This is a genomic window from Collinsella sp. AF08-23 (assembly GCF_003479805.1).
GTDB lineage: Bacteria > Actinomycetota > Coriobacteriia > Coriobacteriales > Coriobacteriaceae > Collinsella.
The window spans coordinates 1-24,666 of the sequence record NZ_QUHV01000012.1; the positions used below are offsets into that span (position 1 = coordinate 1).

General features: G+C 61.9%; 23 protein-coding genes and 1 other RNA gene. 4 read left to right on the forward strand and 20 right to left on the reverse strand.

The window, feature by feature from the left end; all coding sequences use genetic code 11:
• Positions 1–44: 44 nt before the first annotated feature.
• Positions 45–1,325: an O-acetylhomoserine aminocarboxypropyltransferase/cysteine synthase family protein gene (locus DWV48_RS07200; RefSeq protein ID WP_118654142.1), complete on the reverse strand. Its 1,281-nt coding sequence runs from the start codon at positions 1,323–1,325 to the stop codon at positions 45–47.
• Between the two features lie 97 nt (positions 1,326–1,422).
• Between DWV48_RS07200 and DWV48_RS07205 the strand changes: the two genes are divergently transcribed.
• A complete protein-coding gene (locus DWV48_RS07205) occupies positions 1,423–1,863 on the forward strand; it encodes a C-GCAxxG-C-C family protein (RefSeq protein ID WP_118654143.1) in 441 nt (146 codons plus the stop codon).
• A 299-nt stretch (positions 1,864–2,162) separates the two neighbouring features.
• Here DWV48_RS07205 and DWV48_RS07210 read toward each other — a convergent pair whose 3' ends face one another.
• Positions 2,163–2,801, reverse strand: a complete 639-nt coding sequence (locus DWV48_RS07210) for a YigZ family protein (protein WP_118654144.1) — start codon at positions 2,799–2,801, stop codon at positions 2,163–2,165.
• A gap of 242 nt (positions 2,802–3,043) precedes the next feature.
• Here DWV48_RS07210 and rnpB point away from each other — a divergent pair.
• The 3 genes from rnpB (at position 3,044) to DWV48_RS07225 (ending at position 5,319) form a co-directional block, all read left to right on the forward strand.
• Positions 3,044–3,410, forward strand: an RNA gene (rnpB, locus tag DWV48_RS07215) — RNase P RNA component class A.
• Positions 3,411–3,660: 250 nt separating this feature from the next.
• Positions 3,661–4,653 carry an inorganic phosphate transporter gene (locus tag DWV48_RS07220; RefSeq protein ID WP_233546220.1) on the forward strand — a complete coding sequence of 331 codons (993 nt, stop codon included), beginning with the start codon at positions 3,661–3,663 and terminating at the stop codon, positions 4,651–4,653.
• A 42-nt stretch (positions 4,654–4,695) separates the two neighbouring features.
• Positions 4,696–5,319, forward strand: a complete 624-nt coding sequence (locus tag DWV48_RS07225) for a DUF47 domain-containing protein (RefSeq protein ID WP_118654146.1) — start codon at positions 4,696–4,698, stop codon at positions 5,317–5,319.
• A 433-nt stretch (positions 5,320–5,752) separates the two neighbouring features.
• Here the strand turns inward: DWV48_RS07225 and DWV48_RS07230 are convergent, their stop codons facing one another.
• From DWV48_RS07230 to murD, 18 genes are all read right to left on the reverse strand, one after another.
• Entirely contained in the window at positions 5,753–6,406 is a 654-nt protein-coding gene (locus tag DWV48_RS07230) for a DivIVA domain-containing protein (protein ID WP_118654147.1), read from the reverse strand.
• 62 nt (positions 6,407–6,468) lie between these two features.
• Positions 6,469–6,747 carry a YggT family protein gene (locus DWV48_RS07235; protein WP_118654148.1) on the reverse strand — a complete coding sequence of 93 codons (279 nt, stop codon included), beginning with the start codon at positions 6,745–6,747 and terminating at the stop codon, positions 6,469–6,471.
• Positions 6,748–6,759: 12 nt separating this feature from the next.
• Positions 6,760–7,500 (reverse strand): cell division protein SepF, encoded by a 741-nt coding sequence (locus tag DWV48_RS07240; protein ID WP_118654149.1) that lies wholly within the window; start codon positions 7,498–7,500, stop codon positions 6,760–6,762.
• Between the two features lie 39 nt (positions 7,501–7,539).
• Complete coding sequence (locus tag DWV48_RS07245) at positions 7,540–8,277, reverse strand: YggS family pyridoxal phosphate-dependent enzyme (RefSeq protein WP_118654150.1); 738 nt, start codon at positions 8,275–8,277, stop codon at positions 7,540–7,542.
• 6 nt (positions 8,278–8,283) lie between these two features.
• A complete protein-coding gene (locus tag DWV48_RS07250) occupies positions 8,284–9,120 on the reverse strand; it encodes a PhoU domain-containing protein (RefSeq protein ID WP_118654151.1) in 837 nt (278 codons plus the stop codon).
• Positions 9,121–9,196: 76 nt separating this feature from the next.
• On the reverse strand, positions 9,197–10,000 hold the full coding sequence (gene pstB / locus DWV48_RS07255) for a phosphate ABC transporter ATP-binding protein PstB (protein WP_118654152.1): 804 nt from the start codon (positions 9,998–10,000) through the stop codon (positions 9,197–9,199).
• A gap of 10 nt (positions 10,001–10,010) precedes the next feature.
• A complete protein-coding gene (gene pstA / locus DWV48_RS07260) occupies positions 10,011–10,946 on the reverse strand; it encodes a phosphate ABC transporter permease PstA (protein ID WP_233546221.1) in 936 nt (311 codons plus the stop codon).
• A gap of 3 nt (positions 10,947–10,949) precedes the next feature.
• Entirely contained in the window at positions 10,950–11,858 is a 909-nt protein-coding gene (gene pstC, locus DWV48_RS07265; protein WP_118654153.1) for a phosphate ABC transporter permease subunit PstC, read from the reverse strand.
• On the reverse strand, positions 11,855–12,790 hold the full coding sequence (locus DWV48_RS07270; RefSeq protein WP_233546222.1) for a phosphate ABC transporter substrate-binding protein: 936 nt from the start codon (positions 12,788–12,790) through the stop codon (positions 11,855–11,857). Before DWV48_RS07270 ends, pstC begins: the two co-directional genes overlap by 4 nt.
• Positions 12,791–12,934: 144 nt before the next feature.
• Positions 12,935–13,777: a phosphate uptake regulator PhoU gene (locus tag DWV48_RS07275; protein WP_118654154.1), complete on the reverse strand. Its 843-nt coding sequence runs from the start codon at positions 13,775–13,777 to the stop codon at positions 12,935–12,937.
• A 274-nt stretch (positions 13,778–14,051) separates the two neighbouring features.
• Positions 14,052–14,879: a polyphenol oxidase family protein gene (locus DWV48_RS07280; RefSeq protein WP_118654155.1), complete on the reverse strand. Its 828-nt coding sequence runs from the start codon at positions 14,877–14,879 to the stop codon at positions 14,052–14,054.
• A 238-nt stretch (positions 14,880–15,117) separates the two neighbouring features.
• On the reverse strand, positions 15,118–16,245 hold the full coding sequence (gene ftsZ, locus DWV48_RS07285; RefSeq protein WP_118654156.1) for a cell division protein FtsZ: 1,128 nt from the start codon (positions 16,243–16,245) through the stop codon (positions 15,118–15,120).
• A 260-nt stretch (positions 16,246–16,505) separates the two neighbouring features.
• The gene (locus DWV48_RS07290; RefSeq protein ID WP_118654157.1) at positions 16,506–17,888 is read right to left on the reverse strand and encodes a cell division protein FtsQ/DivIB; all 1,383 of its coding nucleotides are present in this window, start codon (positions 17,886–17,888) and stop codon (positions 16,506–16,508) included.
• On the reverse strand, positions 17,845–18,756 hold the full coding sequence (gene murB, locus DWV48_RS07295) for a UDP-N-acetylmuramate dehydrogenase (RefSeq protein WP_118654158.1): 912 nt from the start codon (positions 18,754–18,756) through the stop codon (positions 17,845–17,847). The genes DWV48_RS07290 and murB overlap by 44 nt, the downstream gene beginning before the upstream one ends.
• Before the next feature lie 3 nt (positions 18,757–18,759).
• Positions 18,760–20,184 carry a UDP-N-acetylmuramate--L-alanine ligase gene (gene murC / locus DWV48_RS07300; protein ID WP_118654159.1) on the reverse strand — a complete coding sequence of 475 codons (1,425 nt, stop codon included), beginning with the start codon at positions 20,182–20,184 and terminating at the stop codon, positions 18,760–18,762.
• Positions 20,185–20,437: 253 nt separating this feature from the next.
• Positions 20,438–21,568, reverse strand: a complete 1,131-nt coding sequence (gene murG, locus DWV48_RS07305) for an undecaprenyldiphospho-muramoylpentapeptide beta-N-acetylglucosaminyltransferase (RefSeq protein WP_118654160.1) — start codon at positions 21,566–21,568, stop codon at positions 20,438–20,440.
• Complete coding sequence (gene ftsW, locus DWV48_RS07310) at positions 21,558–23,261, reverse strand: putative lipid II flippase FtsW (protein ID WP_118654161.1); 1,704 nt, start codon at positions 23,259–23,261, stop codon at positions 21,558–21,560. The genes murG and ftsW overlap by 11 nt, the downstream gene beginning before the upstream one ends.
• Positions 23,262–23,267: 6 nt before the next feature.
• A complete protein-coding gene (gene murD / locus DWV48_RS07315; RefSeq protein ID WP_118654162.1) occupies positions 23,268–24,665 on the reverse strand; it encodes a UDP-N-acetylmuramoyl-L-alanine--D-glutamate ligase in 1,398 nt (465 codons plus the stop codon).
• Between the last annotated feature and the right edge of the window lies 1 nt (position 24,666).

Consider the following 24,666-nt stretch of genomic DNA (forward strand, 5'->3'; position numbering starts at 1 on the left):
CACGGAGAGCATTTCCCAGTTGACAAAACTATAGGAACACCTCCCTACAGGCTCGCGAGCGCCTGCTCGACGTCGGCAATCAGGTCTTCGGTGGACTCGATGCCGCAAGACAGACGCACCATATCGGGCGCGATGCCGCACGCCTCGAGCTCGGCGTCGTTCATCTGGCGGTGCGTGGCGTTCGCCGGATGCAGGCAGCAGGTGCGCGCGTCGGCCACATGCGTGGCGATCTGGGCGATTTTGAGGCTCTTCATGAACTGCTCGGCAGCGGCGCGGCCGCCGGTGAAGCCGAAGCTCACGACGCCGCAGGAGCCGTTCGGCAGATACTTCTGGGCGAGGTTGTAGCACTTGTCGCCGGGAAGGCCCGGGTAACGCACGAAGCGCACGGCGGGATGGTTCGACAGGAATTCCGCCATGGCCTGGCCGTTCTTGCAGTGCTGCGGCACGCGCACATGTAGACTTTCGAGACCAAGATTGAGCAGGAAGGCGTTCTGCGGGCTCTGAATGCATCCGAGGTCACGCATGAGCTGGGCGGTTGCCTTGGTGATGAAGGCACCGCCTTGGCCGAATTTCTCGACGTAGGTCACGCCGTGGTAGGTCTCGTCGGGGGTGGTGAGGCCCGGGAACTTGTCGGCATGGGCCATCCAGTCGAAGTTGCCCGAATCAACGATGGCGCCGCCCACTGCGGCGCCGTGGCCATCCATGTACTTGGTGGTGGAGTGGGTCACGATGTCGGCGCCCCACTCGAAGGGACGGCAGTTGATCGGCGTGGGGAACGTGTTGTCCACGATCAGCGGCACGCCGTGGGCGTGAGCCGCAGCGGCGAAGCGTTCGATATCGAGGACCGCGAGTGCAGGGTTGGCGATGGTCTCGCCGAACACGCACTTGGTGTTGGGTCGGAACGCCGCCTCGAGTTCTTCGTCGCTCGCGTCAGGCGCCACGAAGGTGCACTCCAGGCCCATGCGGCGCATGGTGTGGGCGAGCAGGTTGTAGGTGCCGCCGTAGATGGCGGAGCTTGCCACCACGTGGTCTCCCGCGCCGGCGATGTTGAAGACGGCGAAGAAGTTCGCCGCCTGGCCGGAGCTCGTCAACATGGCGGCGGTACCGCCCTCGAGTTCGGCGATCTTTGCGGCCACGTAGTCGTTCGTTGGGTTCTGCAGGCGGGTGTAGAAGTAACCCGACTCCTCGAGATCGAACAGGCGGCCCATATGCTCGGAGGTGTCGTACTTCCACGTGGTGGATTGGTAGATCGGCACTTGGCGGGGCTCAGCGTCCCCGGGACGGTAGCCGCCTTGCACGCAGGTCGTTCCGATATGCTCGGCCATGGGCTCTCCTTCGCTCGCATCGACACGGCGAGCAGCCGCATCGTTTCATAGATAGGTAAAATGGTATACCGTTCACCGCAAACGCGAAGGAAGAACCATGGCAATCAATAAATCGGTTACTTTGACGGATCGTGAGGCGCTGAAGAGGGCCGCCGCGGACTATCACGCGCGCGGCTTCAACTGCGCCCAATCCGTGATCTGCGCCTTTGCACCGGCGCTCGACATCGACGAGAAGGCGGCATTCGCCCTCTCCGAGGGGTTCGGTGCCGGCATGGGCGGCATGTCGGAGACCTGCGGGGCGATCTCGGGCGGCATCATGGCGCTCGGCCAGATAAAGAGCTCAGGTTTCGACGCTCCAGGCAGCAAGGGGGCCACGTACCGTCTCGCTCGCGCGTACTGCGATGCGTTTAGGGAAAAGAACGGCTCGACCATCTGCCGCGAGCTCAAGGGCGTGGGCGGGGACGCTGGTCCGCTGCGCTCTTGCGCCGGTTGCATCGACGACGCCATTGATCTGTTCGTGGACATTATCAAGGGGTAACCGCCTCAGACCGTGCTTTGTTATCCGCACGATCGAAACGCAAAAGTCTGCGTAACTGGCTAAAAACTACCGATTTGTATCGCTTGATCCGCCAAGCGTCTACGTTCAGAACAATTGAGCGCAACAAAACTGCAGGTTGCATGGGCGCAAAACGACTGAAAGGCCCATACGCAACACAACGAGGCTTGCCTGAAGCGGCATTTCGAGACGAACCGGGCGGTTTCACCGCGCCTCTCGATACAAATCGGTAGTTTTTAGCCAGTTACGCGGTTACCCCAGATGGGAATCCAGGGCAGAACTTAAAACTCGTCGAAATGGGGGCTTCCTATCTCGATGCGCTCGCGCCCAGCCATGAGCTCGGTGAGCTTCGGCGCAAGCGCGAGCTCCTCGCCTTCCCGATACACGGCGTGGATAACGACCTCGTCGGTGTAGTCAGTCGCGGTGACCTTGCCGCGCGTATCGGCAATCTTGCGCACAACTTGCTCGTATTGGGGATATGCAACAGTAATGTCGACCGCCACCACACTCGTCATCTTTACAATATCGCCCGCCTGGCGGGCGGCCTCGACCGCCGCCTGCGCAGCAGCCGTATAGGCGCGCACCAGACCGCCCGGCCCCAGCAGCGTACCGCCAAAGTAGCGCGTGGTCACGCAGCAAACGTCCTTGAGCCCCGCGCCGCGCAGCACCTCGAGCGTGGGCATGCCACTTGTCCGCTGCGGCTCCCCATCGTCGCTTGCGCGCTCCGTTCCATCCACCAAGATAAATGCGGGGACGTTGTGACGAGCGTCATAATGCCGCGCTCGGACTGCAGCCTGATGCGCCTGCGCCTCCTCAACGGATTGCACGTGGACCAGCTGCGCAATGAACCGGCTCTTGCGATCCTCGAACTCCCCGGTGACCTCAGCCCCCGCCCTCAACGTGAAATAACTCTCCGCCATAACCCCTCACAACCGTGCCCAATAATATATAAAGGCTTCTTTCGTCTTTTTCATTACACCGTATTGAACCACAGCTCCCTGGACCGGCGAACAGCGCGGCCGCATCTTCCACGCGCAGTTCCGCACGCAAAGGAGAGCCCAGTGGGATCTCCGTCTTGCGCGGGATTGTTTGAGCACGGACGATGTGGGAGTGCGGGAGAGGGGGAACAACTCCTCGAGCTCATGGTACAATACCTCATCGCGAAGCGGGCCAGACGATCGCGCGACCAGTCACTACGTGACAGGCGTGAGGAAAGTCCGGGCTCCATAGGGCAGGAAGCTGGTTAACGGCCAGGCGGGGCGACCCGACGGATTAGCGCCGCAGAAAAGAAGACTCCCGCTGCCCGCATTCATGCGGGTGAGAGAAAAGCTGAAACGGTGGTGTAAGAGACCACCAGCGTCGTGGCAACACGGCGGCTTGGCAAGCCCCTTCCGGAGCAAGCGCGAATAGGAGCGCCATGGGCCGGCCCGGCCCGCGCTCGGGTAGCGTGCGAGGAACTGCACGGCGACGTGCAGGCGAGATAAATGATCGTCCACGACAGAACCCGGCTTATCGGCCCGCCTTCGCCCCTTTAAGGATCTTTGACCGAATCCCCTCCCAATAAATACGGGACCTGTCCCACCACACCTTGTAGCTGGTTCTTCCTTACAGAAGCCTTACATTCCGTTCGTGCTTCAGCTCCGTGTCATGTGTTTGTAAGGAGTAGAATAACAAGGCTGTGTAAACGGGCGCGCTCGCGCGCCGAACGGGAATGTGGTATCAGTGGACGTATCCTTCTCCTATTTCATTGCGCAAGTCTTTTCAAATCCAATACTTGCCATGACGGTCCTGCTCACGCTGGGCGTCATCTTCGTCAACGGCTGGACCGACGCGCCCAATGCCATCGCGACCTGCGTCACGACGCGTTGCCTTCCACCCAGGACCGCGATCATCATGAGCGCCATCTTCAACTTCCTCGGCGTGTTCATCATGACGCACATCAACGCGAGCGTGGCCTCGACCATCTCCAACATGGTCGACTTCGGCGCGAACACCCAGATCGCACTCATCGCGCTGTGCGCTGCGCTGTTCTCCATCGTGGTGTACTCCGTGGGCGCGAGCATCTTCGGCATCCCCACCAGCGAGAGCCACAGCCTCATCGCCGGCCTCACCGGCGCGGCGATCGCCCTGGGCGGCGCCGACGGCGTCAACATGAACGAGTGGGTCAAGGTCCTCTATGGCCTCGTCCTCTCCCTCGGCCTCGGCTTTGCCATGGGCTGGGTCGTCTGCAAGGTGGTCACCCTCCTCTTTGCCTCGACGGACCGCCGCAAATCCAACACGTTCTTCCGCTGGGCCCAGATCGCCGGCGCCGCCGGCATGAGCTTCATGCATGGAGCCCAGGACGGGCAGAAATTCATCGGAGTCCTGTTCCTCGGCGTCGCCTTCTGTAACGGCCAGTCCTCGGTTGACAACATGATCATCCCGGTGTGGCTCATGCTGCTGTGCTCCGTCGTCATGGGCGTGGGCACGTCCGTCGGCGGCGAGAAGATCATCAAGTCCGTGGGCATGGACATGGTCAAGCTCGAGAAGTACCAGGGCTTCTCCGCGGACCTCTCCAGCTCGCTGTGCTTGCTGCTCGCGACCCTTACCGGCATCCCGGTTTCCACCACGCACGTCAAGACGACCGCGATCATGGGCGTGGGCGCGGTTAAGCGTATCTCCGCCATCAACTTCGGCGTGGTCAAGGACATGCTGCTCACCTGGGTGTTCACCTTCCCCGGTTGCGGCCTCATCAGCTTCCTCATGGCAAAGCTGTTCTTGTTGTTTATCTAAGACGAAACGGGCAAACCGAACCATCTTCTGAAAGGACCGATCATGGCCAAGAAAAACGACGCCTTCTACTTTGACAGCTTCGCCAGCGCCGCGGAGCTCGCATGCAAGGCAGCCCAAAAGCTCGACGAGATCATGCGTCATTTCGATCCCGCCACCATCGAGGAGGCCGTCGCCGAGATGCACGAGATCGAGCAGGAGGCCGACGAGATCGTCCATACGGTCAACGACGCGCTGATCACCGCCTTCATCACCCCCATCGAGCGCGAGGATATCGCCACCCTGAGCAACAGCATCGACGTCGTCATCGACCGCATCGAGGGTGTCCTGCACCGCATCTACTTCACTAACGTTCAGGAGATCTACCCCGCCGCGCTCGAGATGTCCGCCAAGGTCATGCGCGCAACTGAGCAGATGCACGACCTGGTACTCGAACTTCCGCAGTTCAAGCGCTCCAAGAGCCTGCGCGAGCACGTGGTAACGGTAAATACCATCGAAAGCGAGTGCGACGACATCTACATCGCTGCGATGCGCGGCTTGCACACCGCGGACCTTGACCCGCTGACCGTCATCTCCTGGCGCGATGTCTATACGTTCCTCGAGTACTGTGCCGACTCCTGCGAGTTCGTCGCCGACACCGTCGAGTCCATCGTGATGAAGAACAGCTAAACGAACGAGTGCTCGACACATGCCGAGCAGGATTAAGAGATCTGAAGCTCAAGTTTCCGCGCGCTAGCGCGTTGCCGCAGAAACTTGAGCTTTTTCGTATTAGTTTTCGAAAGTAACAAGTAGAAGACGACGAATATTCGTTAAAACACCAGCAAATGGCTGGATGAAAACCCACTATACATCGACTTTTTAAAATTCAATACGAAAAAGCTGAACTTTGAGCAGTGCACGATTCAACAGATGGGCATCTGCATATCAAGTCGGTCATACAGTGTCCACATGCCTCGATTTTTCAAATTATGTCTCTACAACGCAGTGAGCCCACGCCATATGGCACGGGCTCACTTTCAACGATGGTGAAATCAAAGTGTCGCACTGCATCTCAGACCGAGCGACCGCTCAAATCGAATCGAGCCCCGGTCTTGACCGATGTCTAGTCCAGATCGTCGGAGCCGAAGTTCGGGAGTGGTGCGAACGGGTCGTCGACGGGCATCGGCTCAGGGGCCGGTACGGACACGGGCTCAGCAACAACGGCCTCGGAACCCGTAGGGGTGCCCATGAGCAAATCGGCAGGAAACTCATTTTGAGCCTCATCCATGAAGTGCTGGATCAGCTTGAGGTACTCGGCCTTGAACTCCTCACGGGAAGCCTTGAGACGATCGATCTCGTTGATCTCATTCTGCTTCTCGGCGAGAGCCTGACGAATGACCTCACGAGCCTTGGCGTCGGCTTCGGCGCGAATGCGGTCGGCGTTCTCGCGAGCGTCGGCGACAATGTTGTCGGCAGACTGCTGAGCCGCGATGAGCGCAGCGGAGATCTGGCTTGCCGTAGCCGTGTACTCGGGATTCGCAACGGGCGCAGGAGCCGGTGCAGCCACGGGAGCCGGAGCAGCCTGAGCCTGGGTCTGGGCGGCCGCGAGCTCCTGCTCAGCTGCCGTCAGACGCGTCTTGAGATCAACGATCTTGTTGAGCATGGCGTCGACCTCAGAGGCGAGCCTCTCAAGGAAAACGTCGACCTCGGCGGGATCGTAACCGCGCTTGGCCTCGGAGAAGGTCTGCGCCTGGATGTCAGCGGGAGTAATTGCCATGAGTCAATCCTTTCGTACGCGAGGGGCACCAACTGGGGGTGCGCTCCGCTCGGCGTCAATCGCTACAATAATAACCTTATTATGAGGTTCTCCAGCAGATTCAACACAAGTATCGCAAGAACGGGAGACCAGTCGATTCCCCCCATGGGAGGCAGGAATCTACGGAACAGGTTCAGATACGGTCCGACGATGCTCTGCAGAACCGCAGCGATGTCCTCCATGAGACCACCGGAACGAATGGGAAACCAACTGAGCAGGCAGTAGGCCAAAACCAAAAAACTGTAGAAGTTGAACAGCGTCTGAACAAGTCGTGCGATGGTAAGGGCGTTAATCGAAATCACGTCAGGCGGCTCCTACTGCTTAAGATAGCCATCTTTGCGGAGGTTGGCGAGATCGGTCTGTTTGACCTCGCAGCCCTGCGGCAAAACAATGAATACACGGTCGCCCACCTCGCGAACGCTCGCTCCAGATCCACAGGCGAAGCCGTAGCTGAAGTCGAGGACGCGCTTGGCGACCTCGGTGCGCACACCCGCGAACACGAGCGCGACGGGCTGACGCGTGCGGACGCGGCGAACGACGGTCTCGACATCATCGTAGCTTTCGGGACGCAGAACGTACGCGGGGAGCTGAGGCGTGCCTTCGAGCACGGCGCTTACACGGGCTTCGGTGGACGTTGGAGCGGCGGGAGTCGGCACGGAGCTCATCGCGGCGCGCTGCGACTGCGCCTGGGCATAACTGGAGGGCGTGTCATAGGCGCCCGGGCGATAGGCACCATCGCGGCCGGTTGCCGTGGGGGCGCCATAGGAGCTGGCATGACGATCCGCCTCGCCGACCAGCTGGCCGGAACGTGTGTACACGGCAACGGACTCCGCCTCGCCACGGCGCGTCTGACCGAGCATGCCGTTCCCGGAATCCGAGGGCTCGTAACCGCGGTAGGTATCCTGTGCGGGCTGTCCGTATCCCGCCGGGTAATCCTCGTAACCGGCATCGCCGTCTTCGCCATAGTAATCGTCATACTGATCATCGCCGTACGGCTCCGAGGCGCTACCGCGCCCTGCGCCAAAACGGCTCTTGATATCATCGAAAAAGCTCACGTCTCTACCTCTCTTCGCGCCTTGTATGGGCGTACCCGCCTATCTTACTGCAAAGGATGGGTCAAAGACCACACGCCCGAGTCGAACGATGGTGGAACCCTCCTCAAGCGCCACCTCGAAGTCCTCGCTCATACCGCACGAAAGTTCCGAAAGCGGCAGGCCGCTCTCCCGCGAAAGCTCGTCACGCAACTCGCGCAAGCCGGCAAAACACGTACGAGCCGTATCTTTATCCCCACGGGGAGCCATAGTCATAAGCCCCTTGATGCGGATTCCACAAAGACCCTGCAGTTCGTTGAACTCACGGCGAAGATCCGCAGGAGAAAATCCCCCCTTTGTCTCCTCGCCGCTCACGTTCACCTCGATGAGGACGTCTTGCGGTACGTCGAGTTCGCCAGTCTCCATGCGACGCTCCACACGCGATGCAACGGCGCATGCGAGGTGCAGCGAGCCGATGGAGTGGACGAGGCCGACACGCCCAAGTACGGCATTAATCTTATTCGTCTGAAGATTGCCGATCATATCGAAGCGCACGTCGGGCAGGTCGTGAACAGCCGATAGTCCTTCGAGCTTGCGATTGAGTTCCTGCGGTCGGTTCTCTCCGAACACGCGATACCCGGCGTCGATCGCAGCGAGAACCTCCCCCACCCCAACCGTCTTCGACACCGCCACGAGGGTCGCGTCACCGGACGTACGGCCGCTCACTGCCAGTGCCGCATCCATACGCGCGAGGATCTCCGCACGACGCTCAACGATATCATTTGCGTACGAAGCATTCATGGTCGGTTACTCGCCATCCGTCCCGACGCGGGCAATGAGGGCCGCGAGCTCGGAACCAACCTCGTCGGGCGCAAGGGCGGAGACGTAACGCGCATCACTCACGGGGTCGAGCGTCACGCCCTCGCCCGAGGGGATGCGCATGCTCTCCAACTCCTCCTCATCCGCATCGGCGATGTCGTCGGCGCCCCAACGCTGACCGGTGAGCAGGAACACGAGGCGATAGGCGGATTCCATGGCGATGTTGGCGATGCGGTCCAGGTAGCGCGAGACCATGACGGTACGACGGAAGTCGTCCATCTGGGCGTCATCGGCCACTTCCATCGTCTCAGTGCGGTTAAAGACACGGAAGAACTCCTGATACGCACCGTGCACGGCCTCGTCCTCCTCCGAGAGGGCGAGCACCGCGGCGAGATCGTTATTCACGAGTGCCGCGACGGTTGAGCCGAGAACCTGGTAGACGCTCGCCGCCTCCTGCTCGATGAGGGCAACCATCTCGGCGGGGAACTCGATGTCGTTGTTCACCTTGCGCTTGGCGGCACGCGCGATACGACGGACCTTGTCGCTCATGCGCTGGAGGTTGAAGTCGATGTAGATGATGGTCTGCAGCAGACGGAAATCTGAGGCGACCGGCGACTGCGTGGCGATGAGGTTGTAGCAGACGGCCTCGAGGTTGGCGCAACGTGCGTCGATCTTGTACGTCTTCTTCTTGGCGCGGCGCGCGAGCTCCATGTCGTCGGTCACGAACGCGGTGACGGCATCGTGAAGCGTGAGGTCGATCGACTCGAAAATGGAAAGCATCTCGTGGCGCGCCTCGATGAGCTGGCTTGAAAACAATTTGCGCATGTGCGCCTCCTAACGGGCAGGTGGTAGAAATGTGTGAAAAGGGGCCTGACCCCCCAATCGCACATCATGATGCAGGTTACCCAAAACGACCGGTGATGTAATCCTCGGTGCGCTTATCCATGGGAGTGGTGAAAATGGCGTCGGTCTCGCCGTATTCGATGAGCGTCGCGGGCTCCCCTGCAACCTCCTGCAGGAAGAACGCGGTGTGGCCGGAGATACGCGCGGCCTGCTGCATGTTGTGGGTGACGATGATGATCGTCATCTCGGGCGCGAGCTCGGCCATGAGGTCCTCGACCTTCTGCACACTCGTGGGGTCGATGGCGGAACAAGGCTCGTCCATGAGCAGTACGTCGGGCTGCACCGCGAGCACGCGGGCAATGCAAAGACGCTGCTGCTGACCGCCCGAGAGGGCCAGACCGTCTTTAGACAGCTGGTTGGAGACCTCCTTCCAGAGGTTGGCACGCTTGAGGGACTCCTCGACGATGTCATCCAGATCGCTCTTGCTCGTGACGCCCTGCAGGCGCGGGCCGAACGCGACGTTCTCGTAGATCGACTTAGGGAAGGGATTGGGCTGCTGGAAGATCATGCCCACACGGCGACGCAGGTCAACGGGGTCGACGCCCTCCGCGTAGATGTTGGAGCCGTCGAGCTCCATCGTGCCCTCGTTGCGCGTGCCCTCGATAAGGTCATTCATACGGTTCATGCAGCGCAGGAACGTGGATTTACCACAACCAGAGGGTCCAATGAAAGCGGTGATCTTGTTCTTGGCGATATTCAGGTTCACGTCGGTGAGCGCATGGAAGTCGCCATACCAAAAGTTGAATTCCTTGACGGTGATGGCGCTCTGCGCCGCCTCGGGCGCGTTACGGTAGACGGTCACGTGGAGCTCCTTACTTGCTCTTGCGGGAAAGCCAGCGGGCGAACAGGTTGAAAGCGAGAATGATGGCCATGAGCAGCAGGGCGGTGCCGTACGCCGCATTCATGTTGATGCCGTCATTCGCCAGCAGGTACAGATGGACCGTCATGGGGCGGCCGGAGTCGAGGGGCGTGATGGGCATGTTGATGGCCTGTCCCATCGTATAAAGCACCACGGCCGTCTCGCCGATGGCACGACCGATGCCGAGCACGATGCCCGTGGCGATGCGACCGAACGCCGAGGGCAGGACGATCTTGCTCACGACCTGCCACTTGGTGGCGCCCAGGCCGTAGGCGCCCCAGCGGATGTAGCGGGGCACGGCGCGGATGGCCTCCTCGGTGGTGCGCATGATGATGGGCAGCATGAGCAGCGCGAGGGCCAGGGCGGCCGAGATCATGGACAAGCCAAAGCCCATCGCCTCGACGAACAACGCGTAGCCGAACAGGCCCATGACGATTGAGGGCACTGAGGCGAGCGTATCGGCTGCGTAGCGGATAATGTTGACCAGACGGCCCTGCTTGGCGTACTCGGCGAGGTAAACGGCCGCGAGCACGGCGATGGGTGTGCAGATGAGCATCGCAAGGGCGGTCACGTAGACGGTCGACACGATCGTGGGCCAGATGCCGCCTTCGGCATTGACGCCCTCGGGCCACCCGAAGATGAAGTCGAGTGAGATATGCGGGAGGCCGTTGACCACCACGTAGGCGATGATGGCAACGAGCACGAGCGTGGTGATGGCCGCAGCGACGCGAAACACACCGAGCATGATCTTGTTGCTCGTGTTCTTGGAGATGCGTTCCTTCTTACCAGAAGCGAGCGCGCGCTTGATGCGCTGGGCGGAGGACTCGGCCTGGACAACCGCCTCAGGAGCGGCGTTGGGGACCTTGGAGGCGTCTTGTGCTTGGGACATGGCCTACCCCTTCCTCATCTTGGAAAGCAGGCGGACAATGCCCACGAGCGATGCCGACACGATAAAGAGCACCACGCCCATGCCGAACAGGGCAGTGCGGTGCAGACCGGAGGAATAGCTCATGTCGAGCGCGATCTGGCTCGTGAGCGTGGAGACCGGGCTCGAGATGGACTCGGGGATGACCGGGGCGTTACCCACGACCATGAGGACTGCCATGGTCTCGCCGATGGCGCGGCCCATACCGAGCACGACGGCGTCGACGATGCCGAATTTCGCGGCGGGAAGCACGACCTTGTAGATGGTCTGCCATTTGGTGGCCCCCATCGCGAAACTCGCCTCGCGGATACCCATGGGTATGGAATTAAGCGCGTCGATGGTGAGCGTGGTGATCGTGGGGACGATCATGATGGCGAGCACGAACCACGCGGTGAGCGCGCCGAAGCCCAAACCGCCCGTGAGATCGGCGACGAAGGGGCGGATGATGACCATACCGAAGAAGCCGTAAATAATCGACGGGATGCCCGCAAGCAGATCGACGGCAGGGCTGATGAGGGCGCGCACGCGAGCAGATGCGATCTCGGTGAGGTACACGGCGGTTCCCACGCCGAGCGGAACGCCCAGGACGAGTGCGCCGACCGTCACGAGCGCCGTGCCGGCAGCGAGCGACAGGATGCCATAGTGTCCTTCAGTGGGCGCCCAGGTGAAGCTGAAGAAGTTCGCCAGGCCGATATCGGTGAACACGGGGACGGCCTGCATCATCGTGAACGCGAAGATGAGCACGACCGTGACGACGGCCAGGAACGCGCAGCCGAAAAACAGGTATTGCAGCGCCTTCTCCTTAAGATAGGTGCTGCGCGAGACGAGCGCCAAGTCACGCTTGCGCGGAGCGTTCTGCTCGGTCATTTGGCTCATGCTCCCTCCCCACTCGTTTCGACCGGAATGAAGCCGGCCTCGCGGATCTGCTCATCCATCTCGTCGGAGAGGACGTACTCGATGTACTCCGCAGCGGCGCCCGTCGGTTCGCCTTTCGTGAAGAAGTACAAATCGCGTGAGATGGGGTACTCGCCCGTGGCGATGGTCCCCTCGGACGGAGCAACGCCGTTGACGCTCATGGCGCGCACGCTCGTTTGAGCGTACTTGGACTCGACGAAGCCCATGGAAATATAGCCGATGGCACCGCGGGAACGACTCACGACATCGCGCACCTGGCCCGTGCCGGAGAGCACGGCGGCGCGACGGTCGAAAGCGGAGCCGTCCATGACGATCGATTTGAACGCCTCGCGGGTGCCGGAGGCCTCATCGCGGTTGACGAGCTGAATCGTCAGATCCTCGCCACCGACCTCGCTCCAATTGGTGATTTGGCCCGAATAGATGCCACGCAGCTGCTCAATCGTGAGGTCATGCACGGGATTCTCCGTGTTCACAATCACCGCGATGCCGTCATGGGCCACCGGCACCGTGGTGAGGCCGAGCTTGGACTCCTCGGCATTGAGCCCGCGCGAGGACGTCGCAATCTCGGCGGTACCGGTCGAGACGGCCTCGATGCCGGCAGAGGACCCAAGACCGCTCACGAGCACGCCGATGCCGGCCTCTTCCTTAAAGAGCTCAGCGGCTTGTTCGGCGATGGGCAGGCAGGTCGTAGAGCCGGCCACGGTAATGGATTCCGTCGCACCCTCCGAGCTGCAGGCGGACAGGGCCGCCATAGTCGACAGGGACACAACCGCTGTCGCGAGAAACAGCGGGATGCGGCGGCGCTTGAGCGGAACCGAACCTTCTTGCCCTCGATCTGCGAAAGATGTCGCTGCACGCGCATTGCAGAACTGGGCGGAGGGAATACGTCGCACGGAGGGACTCCGATCTCTTCGAGCGATTGACGCAGGCACGCGGGTGCACCCTACACCCGCGCCACATCCCGATATGGTATCAAATGTTGTACCTGCGCAAGTGCTCGACGAGCCCAAGCCCCTATAAACACCCTTTGGGCGCGACTATTCCGTCTGTTCGGTATCGGCGCCGTCTTCGATAAGCGACGCGAGCGCCTCGCCCACCTCGTCGGGCGCAAGGGCGGCGACGTAGCGCGCGTCACGAGCGGGATCGAGCGTCACGCCCTCACCCGCGGGAACGCGCATGCTCTCCAGCTCATCCTCATCGGCATCGGCGAGGTCATCGGCGCACAGGCGCTGGCCCGTGAGCAGGAACGTCAAACGGAACGCGGCGTCGATGGAGATGGCGGCGATGCGATCGAGGTAGCGCGACACCATGATGACACGGCGCAGGTCGTCGAGCGATGAATCATCTGCCATGTCCTCGGCGTTCATACGGTTGAAGGTGCGGAAGAACTGCTCGTAGATCTCGTGAACCGCCTCGTCCTGGTTGGAGAGATCGAGCACGATCCCCAAATCGTTGTTCACCAGGGCGGACACCGATGCGCCGAGCACGCGATACACGCTCTCCGCCTCACGTTCGATAAGGTCAACGAGTTCGGCGGGAAGCTCAATTTCCTGAGCGACCTTGTGACGCGCGGCACGTGCGATACGGCGGACCTTGTCGCTCATGCGCTGGAGGTTGAAGTTCACGTAGATGATTGTCTGCAGCAAGCGGAAGTCCGAGGCGACCGGTGACTGCGTGGCAATGAGGTTGTAGCAGACCGCTTCGAGGTTGGCACTGCGCGCATCGACGTGATCGGCGGCCCGCTGAGCCTTCTTGCCAAGATCCTTATCGTTGGCGATAAACGCGTTCACGGCATCGTGCAGGGAAAGGTCGACCGCCTCGTAGATGGAGAGCATCTCGTGACGTGCCTCGATGAGCTGGCGGGAAAACAGTTTGCGCATGGGGGTCCTTCGCGACGTGTGGTTTTATACCAGGCAAGTCTAACGTCGGCCCCGCACGCCTCGCGTAAACGCAATGTCAGGGAAATGAAAGGGCTGCCCTAAGGGAGGCCGTTGACCATCATCGATCCAGATGGTAACAACGTCGAAAACTAGGCTTCAAATCGCGCCGCTTTTCGACATTGTTACCCTCCTTCGGCTTCGACTCCGAGCATCCTGCCAGAAACACACATACAACGGCGTCTAACGAGAGCGCTGGCCAACCCAAGGCTCCCGGCTAGGCGATCACCGCGACAGCGGCGTGCCGCCCGCACGTCCCGCCCTCGGCTCGATATGAGAAGAAGCGGTCGTTATCGCGAACGGTGGACAGGCCCTGGTCCCAAATGCTCGACGCGGGGACGCCGGCCTCGACGAGCGCCTGCCGGATGGCGCGCGACAGGTCGAGCAGGCGCGTCACACCGGAGCCGTGCCAGCCGAACTCTTCATCGAATCGCCCGATGAGCTCATCGGACACCTCGTACTCATCGCCTTGGATGTGCGGCCCGATATAGGCCCGTATGTCCTCGGGCGCGCAGACGGCCTCGTCCGCGAGAGCACGGGACGCCTTGGCGGCGATGCGCGCGATCGTCCCCTTCCAGCCGGAGTGGATCACGGCGAATCCGGATGGAGCCGTAAGGACGACCGGCACGCAATCGGCAAAACAGAGCATCACCGGCGTACCGGGGGCCACGCAGACGATCGCATCGGCGCCCGCGGCGATTTCGGTCCGCACAGAAGCCAGGGAGGTGGGGTCCGAATCGCGCACCACGGCGACATGGTCGCCGTGGACTTGGTTGGGAACAAGGAGACGGTCGAGCAGACCGTCAAAGCCCTCGGCCGCCCACGCGCCCGGGCGGCCGCCGAAAGGCGCGGCTTTACACAGCGCATGAAGCGCGCGCCGCCGGTTCTCCAGAACGGCTTCGAGATCGTCTCCCACGTGGGACCCGAGGTTCAGCGAGGTGTACGGAGCCTCGGACACGCCGCCCGTGCGCTCCGTGAAGCCGAATCGCACCCCGCCGTCGCACCCACCGACAAGCGCCACCCCATCAACCACAACGCGTTCCATAGCGATATCCCCCATCTCGTCAAACACAAGTTCCAGCAAGCCGCCCCGCCGCCCCACCTTACGCGTGAGAGCCGCGAAGCCTCCGAGCTTTCGGCACCTTCAAATTCTCTACCACGTTAACGCAAGGAGGGGTCCGGCACTTGCCTAAGCAAACATTCCGCAGCCGTTGAGCAAAGCTCGACGACGAGGACGTTTGCGTGGCAAGTGCCGGACCCCTCCGACAAGTCACGTGGACGAATTAGAAGTTGCCGCGCTTGAGGAAGTCGGGAAGCTCGAACTGATCGTTGCCGAAATTCGGAAGCTCAGTGCCGCCGATGTTGCGCGTTGCCGCAGGAGCAGCGGCAGGCTCAGAGGAACGCTCGGAACGGGGAGCCTTGGAAGCAGCGAAGAGCTCGTCCTGGCGGTTCACGTTGGAATCAGAGAAACCAGTGGCGATTACCGTGATGCGAACCTGATCGCCCAGGGACTCGTCCACAACGGTACCGAAGATGATGTTGGCATCCGGGTCGACGGCGTTGGCGACGAGGTCGGCCGCGTCGTTGATCTCCTGGATGCCGAGGTCCTTGGAGCCGGCGATGGAGAGCAGGACGCGCGTCGCGCCGTCGACGGAGCTCTCGAGCAGCGGGCTGGAGATCGCCTGCTGCGCGGCATCGACGGCGCGGGTGTCGCCGGAGGCGACGCCGATGCCCATCATGGCGGTGCCGGCCTGCTTCATGATGGTCTTGACGTCGGCGAAGTCGAGGTTGATGACGCCGGGGACGGTGATGAGGTCGGTGATTCCCTGGGTGCCCTGGGACAGGACGCCGTCGGCCGTGGTGAAGGCCTCGAGCATGGTGGTCTTCTTCTCGGCGATGTCGAGCAGGCGGTCGTTCGGGATGACGATCATGGTGTCGACGGATTCGGCGAGGGTCTTGATGCCCTCCTCGGCGGAATTCTTGCGCTTGCGGCCCTCAAAGGTGAAGGGCTTGGTCACGACGGCGACGGTCAGGGCGCCCACGTCGTTCATCGCGATGTCGGCCACGATGGGGGCAGCGCCCGTACCGGTGCCACCACCCTCACCGCAGGTGATGAAGACCATGTCGGCTCCGGCAAGCGCCTCGGCGATGTCGTCACGACTCTCCTCGGCGGCCTTACGACCGACCTCGGGGTTGGCGCCCGCGCCTAGACCGCGGGTGATGTCGGTGCCGATGTGAACCTTGATGTCGGCATCGGAAATGGCCAGGGCCTGAGCGTCCGTGTTGATGGCGACGAACTCAACGCCGCGGATGCCCTCCTCGATCATGCGGTTCACGGCGTTCGTGCCGCCACCGCCCACGCCGACGACCTTGATGACAGCAAGGTAGTTGTTGATCTCGTTCTCGTGCATGTGCGGTCCTTTCGAACGCTATGTTGCTAGCCCTTAGGCGAAACGTCACGACGTTAACCCTCAACTAGAGATTAAAAGTCAAGGTAAACCGTGCTATGTTTGCACAAAGTAGGCTCTCAAGTCAAACCGACCTGCGCATATTGTGAAGTATACGGCATTTCCGCTGGTATTCCCAAAGACCGTTCGGCGAGCGCAAAAATGGCGCGCGTCAGAAACGCGCCAGACCTCGTGAGCATTACCAGTCAACCCTCATCGGCAGCCTATTGTGGAGCGCTACGGAACGTGTAGGCGCCAGGCTCACGGACGTTGATGAACGACACACCCGTCTCTTGGGACAGCAGCTTGGTGACCACGCGCTCTTTCTCGGTGATATTGTCCGGCGCGCCGAGCGAGACCTCAACGCCGGAGATCAGATATGCCGAAATTGCCTCCACCGACGAGACCGACAAACTCTTGATCTGCGCCACGAACTCCGAGGAAAAGCCGTTTGCGTATTCAAGTCCCGCCAAAACCACGTCCGAATTCACCGGCTCGCCGCTTTTGGGGGAGATATCGCTGGGCACATCGGTCAAAAGAAGGGCGCCGGAATCTTGTGCGACCCTCAACGCGGCCTCCTGGGAGGACAGCAGGGTGGCACCCACGGGCACAGACCCATCTTCGCCCACCTCCACTTCGTTGCCCTCCGCATCGACGGCGACCAGAAGGGTCACGGGAGCAATCCAAGTACCGTCATCGCCGATCGCCCAGGCGATCTCGTCCGCGGTGATATACGCGATGGCCTTCAGTTGGCGTTCCACAGGCGTGATGACGAGCGCATGCGGCCAGGAGCGTTCAATCTGAACGCCCTTGATCCACGGGCTCGCCTGGAGCTGCTCGAGAATAGCCTTCTCGTCGACGTTGAGCAGGGTCGTCCCCTCGGGAATATCGACAAGAGCCTGCACCGTCTGTTGCTCAACGTGATCGCTACCCCGCACTTGAATATCGGAGGCCTCAAAGAGCGCAGAGTTCGCAATGACGACGACGGCAAGTGCCACGGCGGCAAGTCCGCCCACGCCAGCGATGAGCACGCCTCGACTCGGTTTGCGGATGTTGAGTTTTGAAGCGAGCGCGGTAAAAAAGCCCCCGATTGCCGCGAAGGCCCCCATGAGGGGACGCAGGACGCGGACGACACCCGTTTTTTTCGAGCTGGGCTTACCAGCAGCGGGCATACTCGCGCGCTTGACCCCGGGCACGACGATCTTTGCGGCCGTCTTCTTGCCGGACGTCAAAGACGAAACATGAGCGGTGGAAGTTTTTTTCTCGGCAGCTCGAACCGCCGCGGGAGAAGCGACGGGGCGCGTGCCGTGGGGCAATTGCCTTTGCCGGGCAGAGGCCTTGGCGCTCTTGCCGGGAACCACGCCACGCTTGGTGGGGACAGGGCGCTTTGCCTTCGAGACGCCCATGGCAGACGCAGGCCGGGCAATCTGCGAACGCGCAGAGACGGGCTTGGACTTCGCCGACGCCCTCGAGACGGGAGCGGGTTGAGGAGCCGACGACGGCTTCCTGGAAGCCGGGGTCTTCTTTGCTGCCGCGGCACGACGATAGGTAGGCTTGGGAGCCCTAGAAGCCGAGGAATTTGACTTCTGGTTGTAGCTCGACGCCATACCTCTCCCTTACCGTCTTGTGCACGTGCCGTATGACCGCGGAGACATCTGCCGCGGAAGCGGTTCCCTTGTTCACGATAAAGTTAGCGTGAACGGACGAGACTTCCGCCCCGCCCTGAGAAAAACCCTTTAATCCGCATTCCTCGATCATGGCGCCCACGGCGCGATCGGGGGGGTTGCGAAACACCGAGCCGCAGGACGGGACGCCGAGCGGCTGCGTACGACGGCGGCGCGTTAGGGCGCGCTCCATGCGAGCGCGAATCTCATCTTTCAAGCCCGGCATGAGTTCAAGTGTCACCTCGAGGATGATCTCATCGCGCGGAATTCCGCACTCGCGATACCCCCAGGCGATGTCGTCGTGCCCGTAATGACGCATCCCCTCGCCCGGCTTATACGTCATGACATCTTGAACAAGCGTTCCAATCCACTCGGTTCGCGAGCCGGCGTTCATGGAAATCGCGCCTCCCACGGTTCCCGGAATGCCCACCGCGAACTCAAGGCCCGCGAGCTCCTTGGAAAGGGCTTCGTTCACCAGGCGCGCGAGGATGGCACCGGCACCGACGGTGATGGTTCGACCATCCTCACCCAGCACGAAGCGGGAGAATTCGCTGCCGAGCGTGATGACCGCCCCACGATAGCCCTCATCGGCGACGAGCAGGTTGGAGCCCTTTCCGATAATGACCCATGGCACCCGCTCGCGGGCGAGTACCTCGATGGTGCGGCGCAGGGAATGATAGCTATGGCAGGTCACGAACAGATCGGCCTTGCCGCCAATGCGATAGCTCGTGTGACGGGCGAGCTTCTCCTGCTCGATAATGTCCGTGTCGATCGTGCCCGAGAGCGACATGACGGCGTTGAACACACCCATCGACTATTGATCCTTGCTCGCGACATACTCGAGATAATCGGGGCCGACGGCGGTGACGTCGCCCGCACCCATGGTGATGAGCAGATCGCCCGCCTGCGCGACCTCATCCAAACAGGCCATGAGGGACTGATGGTCGGACGCGTAGCGCACCTGTTTGTCGGGGTGGGCGGCGCGAATCTTATCAGCGAGCATCTTGCTCGTCACGCCGGGGATGGGCATCTCGCCCGCCGGGAAGACATCTACGAGCACAACGGTATCCGCATCTGCAAACGCGTCGACGAAGTCGTCGCACAGCGCCTGGAGACGCGAATAGCGGTGCGGCTGGAACACGACGATAACGTGCTGGAAGTCCAAAGACTTGGCAGCATGAAGCGTCGCCTTCACTTCGGTCGGGTGATGGCCGTAGTCATCCACGAGCATGACGCCGCGGGTCTCACCCACGTGCGAGAAACGGCGGCGGGCACCCTCGAACGTGGAGAGGGCCGTCGCGGCCTCCTGTGTATCGAGGCCGAGCACATAGGCCGCAACAAGGGCGGCAGTGGCGTTCAGCATGTTATGACGACCGGGATTGTTTTTAATGGAGACGGAGCGAACAGCCCCATCGGGAAGAGCGACCGTAAAATCGGTACCGAAGGTATGGCTGGAAGCCCTCGGCGTGCAGACGGCGTCGAAACCCTCGCCTTCACCATAGGTGAACACCGAACGACCAGTCGAACGGGCGAGCTCGACGAGGCGCGGATCCTCACCACAGACGATGACCGCGCCGTCCTCGTCCACCAAACGCATAAACGCGCAGAACGTGTCTTCGATCTCGGCGAGCGAGCCATAGTGGTCCATGTGGTCGGCCTCGACGTTGGTCACGATGACAACATGAGGATCGAGGTAGAGGAAGGAGCTGTCCGACTCATCCGCCTCGACGACGAAGTACTCCCCATCGCCGTTCTTGCCGTTGGTTCCATAGCCCTCAACGACACCGCCGATCAAAAAGCTCGGGTCGAGCCCCATGCGGTCGAGCATAGTCGCAACCATAGAAGAGGTCGTCGTCTTGCCGTGCGTACCAGCAGCGGCGACCGTCGTGCGGCCATACCCGAGGGCAGAAAGCATCTTGGCGCGGTGCCAAACGGGAATACCGAGCTCACGCGCGCGCATGAGCTCCGGATTAGTCTCGGGGATCGCCGTGGAAACCACCACGACATCGGGCTTGACCTCATCGATCGTGGCGGCTTTATGCCCCACATGGACGTTGACGCCGGAGCGCGTGAGCTGACGAACATAGCGGGAGGTCTTGAGGTCGGAACCCGTGACGGTGAACCCACGCTCATGGAGTACCAAGGCAATGCCGCTCATGCCGGCACCGCCGACGCCGATAAAGTGAGCGCTCTTGAACGTCGGGGCGGTCGTCGCCTCGGGAACTGCAATGGTCGACATGACTCTCCTCGCATGATCGCATACGTAAACTAATCTAGTATACGCCATTCGCATTGCCTCGGATCCCATCGCCCCTCCCCTGCGGACATCATCCCGTGCTCAAACAGCGCTTCGCGGCGGGCACATCCATTGCCTCGGATCCCATCGCCCCTCCCCTGCGGACATCATCCCGTGCTCAAACAGCGCTTCGCGAACTGCGCGCGGGACGATGTCCGCAGGAGAGGGGCTGCGGGGACTCTGTCGATGGGCCCCCTTACACGAGGGCTTCTAGCTCGTCGGCTAGGACTTGGGCGGCTTTATCTTGGGCTAGGCCGCAGGCGGCGTCATGCATCGCGGAGCGGCGGGCGGGGTCGTGCAACAAGGTGAGCAGCTCTTCGCGGAAAGAATCGCCATCGATATCCGCATCCGCAAAGACCACAGCGGCACCGGCGTCGGAAAGCAAGCGGGCGTTGGTGGTTTGATGATCAGCCGTGGCAAAGGGGTACGGAACGAGGATAGAGGGCACCGCGAGGGCGGCGATCTCGGCCACTGAGGATGCGCCGGCGCGGGACAAGACAAGGTCGGCGGCGGCGAGGACATCGCCCATGTCGTCGATATAGGATCGGACCTGCCAGCGTGCGCCCTCGTCGCCACTCAGATCGAGGGCCGCGACGGCGTCATCGTAGCCACCCTTGCCCGTCGACTGAACCACATGTAGGCCCTCGATCGCGAGCAGTGCGCCTTTGAGTTCCGCGAGCCGCTCATTGAGGTGCTTGGCTCCCAGGGACCCGCCAAAGACCAACAACACCGTCGCGTCTTCATCGATTCCAAGAGCGGCGCGGCCACGTGCGCGGTCGCCGTCAAGCACGCTGCGGCGTACAGGGTTGCCGGTGAACACGATGCGCGTGGCAGAGCCGGCATGCTCGCGAAGGATGTCCCCCACGCTCGGCTGACCGGTCGCGATGAGCCGCGCGAGCTTGGCGGAGCGCTTGTTGGCAAGACCGGGAACGGAGTTCTGCTCGTGCAGGGCAACGGGAATGCCGAGCTTAGCCGCGGCGCGCACGAGCGGCAACTCGAGATATGCCCCAAAACCGATCGCAACATCCGGCATGGGCAGGGAGCCAGACTGAAACTCGCCCACCAAGCGGTGCTCCTCACGCGCCAGATGCATAAGGGCCGTGACGAGCGTCCACGGACGCTGTCGATCGAAGCCTGTCACGTGAACGGGGTGGAACGGGAAGCCCGCCTGGGGCACAAGTGAGCCCTCCAAACGACGCGTCTCGCCAAAAAAGTGAACTTCGTGCCCACGGGAGCGCAATTCATCCGCGAGTGCCAAGGCGGGATTCACATGGCCTGCGGTGCCACCTGCGGCGATGGCGACCACCAAATGCTTGCTATCGGTCATAACGGCTCCTCCCCGTTCGCCCTCTACCATCACCGCGACCAGACTCACCGGAACGGCGCGGGCGAGGGTTGCCTGCGATACCACCATAATCCACCCGAGGCCGTGCGTCACGCGAACGGAGTCGTTCGGAGGCACCGCCGCCTAAATCCACGCGCTGATACCCACCTGGGCGCGGCATCCGCTCCGATGCGCGGACATTCCGCGCGTCACGCGGACGCGGACCGCGCGGACGATCGGACAAAGATGGGGCGCCCCCTTCGTATACGCGCAATCCGCCGCGACCGCGCGGCATGGGATCGCCCACACCGGAATCCTCCTCCACGTTACCCGCAGCCATAACATGGAAGCTTGCGCGACGGCGGTCGGCAGAGGTTTGGACGTTGCTTTCGACCGAGACGCGGAAGATGAATCCCGCAAGTATGAGCGACGTGAGCACCGAAGAACCGCCGTAGCTGACGAACGGAAGCGGTTTACCCGTCATCGGCAAAAGGCCCAAGATGCCAAACGAGTTGATGATGAACTGGATGAGCAAGACAAACGAACAGCCCGCAGCGACCAACTGGCCATGGAGGGTCGGCGAGCGGCGCGCGATGTAGAACCCCGCGGCGATCATGGCAAGGAACACGGCGACGAAGATGGCCATGCCAACAAAACCGAGTTCCTCACCAATAATCGCGAGGATATAGTCGTTGTGGGCTTCGGGCAGATAGTAATATTTCATGGTCGCGTTACCGATGCCGCGACCGAACGGACCGCCCGAGGCGAATGCCATGATGGCGACCGTCGCCTGGAAGCCGTCGCCGTACGGGTCGCTCCACGGGTCGAGGAAGACGAGGAGGCGGGCGAAACGGTAGGGCGATGCGGCGGCCAGAATGATACCCGCCAAGACCATCAGCACGAATGCGCCGGCGATCAGGCGGTATGAAATGCCGCAGATGTAGGCCATGGCAAAGACCGTCGCCACAATGATGATCGTGGTTCCCAGGTCGGGCTCGGCAAAGATGAGCACCGCGGGCACACCCACGCAAAGCAGCAGGTAAAACAAGAACGACGAGGTGTCGAGGGTGCCATCGTCGTAATACGCGGCGAGGATGTTTGCCGCGTAGACGATGACCGCGGGCTTGGCGAGCTCGGCGGGCTGCAAGTTGAAGAAGCCCAGTGGAATCCAACGAGAGGCGCCCCACGTCTCGCCACCGGCACCGACCGCCAACACAATGACGAGCAGCGCGACGACTGCCCACCACACGCTCGTCACGAAACGAGTGCGAAACGCCTGCCAGGGAATGATCTTGCGCGTGCCGATAACCGCGAACGCACTGAACCCGATGACCATAAAGATGGCCTGGCGAAAGACGTAGTGCCAGGAGCTTCCCTCCTCCTTGAGGGCTTCGACAGACGATGCAGAGTACACCATCAGCAACCCGAAGGCGCAGATCGCGATCAGGCACGAGATGAACACGAGGCGGGGACGCATAATCCGCGCGGGAACGCCGGCGATCAGCTTCTCCCCCAACTCGGAATGACTGGTCGCCGTGGCACCACGGCGAGATCTCTTGCCGGGACGCGCCTGAGACGCGCTCGAACCGCCCGAAGTTACCGAGCGCTCATCGCGCGTGCGACGGAACGCGCCAAACGGCCTTTTGTCTTTTTTGGCATCGTCGGCCACGCCGGAGACGACGTTGGGCTCATCCACGGTGCGTTACCCCTCGAGGGCGGAAAGCTCCGCCACGTAAGATCGGAACGCATCGCCGCGTTCCTCGAAGCCGGAAAACTCGTCAAATGACGCACACGCAGGCGACAGCAACACGACGTCGCCGCGCTGCGCGAGGGAGCGGGCAACGTCCACGGCATCGCGCAAGTCATCGGCCTCGGCGATATCGATCTCGGTGGAAGCGGGAGCCTCGGCCAAGGCGGCGCGGAATCGCTCGCGGGCGGCTCCGAAGCACACGACGGCAGTGGCGTGCTCCACCACGACGGACATGAACTCATCGAGCGGAGTACCCTTATCGGCACCGCCCAGTAACAAGATCACGCGATCGTTGGGAAAGGCAGTGAGGGCCTTTTCGACCGCGTCGGTGTTCGTCGCCTTGGAGTCGTTGATATAAGTCACGCCGGCAACCTCACCGACGGGCTCAATACGATGAGGCAGCGGCTGAAACGCGACCAAGCCGGCACGGATACCCTCCGCGTTCGCCCCGCAGGCGAGTGCCGCCGTGGACGCGGCGAGAGCGTTCAACGTGTTATGGGCGCCTGCGATATTGAGCTCGTCCACGCGCACGAGGGCGGTTTCCTCGCCGTGCAGGCGCACAACAAGATGCCCGTCACGCACGAACGCGGCATCCGGGCCACCGGCATCGGAAAGCGAGAGCTTGAGCACGCGGCGTCCCGGCACATACACGCGGTCGGCAAAGGCCGCAATGCCCTCGTCCTCCACGTTGACGATGGCGATATCGCTCTCGTCCATATTGCGGAACAAGCCGATCTTCGCCAGAGCGTAATTCTCATGCGTCTTGTGCCAACCCAGATGGTCGGGCGTGATATTGAGCAGAACGGCGACACGCGGATGCAGCTCGCTCGTCGTGGCGATCTGATAGCTCGAAAGCTCGGCGACGAACCACTCCCCCTCAACGCGGCGATCGACATCGTGGATGCAGACGTTGCCGATATTGCCCACCGCGACGCTCGGCAGGCCCGATGCGCGCAGGAGCTCGTTGGTGAGCGACGTCACCGTCGTCTTCCCGTTGGTACCGGTGATGGCGCACCAGCGTTCGGGCGATAGGCGCCACGCGAACTCAGGCTCGCCCATGATCTCGCCACTCACCGCCCCGGCATTGCGGAAAAACTCGGAAAACTCGGAGATACCCGGACTCGCCACGCAAATATCGTATGTGCCTTCGACAACCTCGGTCCCATAGACGAACCGGGCGCCTCGCGCCTCAAGCGCACGCGTGCGATCTGAGGGTTCCGAACTCGCGCCCCCGTACGTTGTGACCGAGCTGACACGCTCGCCCAAGTGATCGACGGCCCATGAGACGACTTCGAGACCGGACCCTCCCTGCCCGAGGACGAGAAGGCTGAAACGTTGCGGCAACGGCATA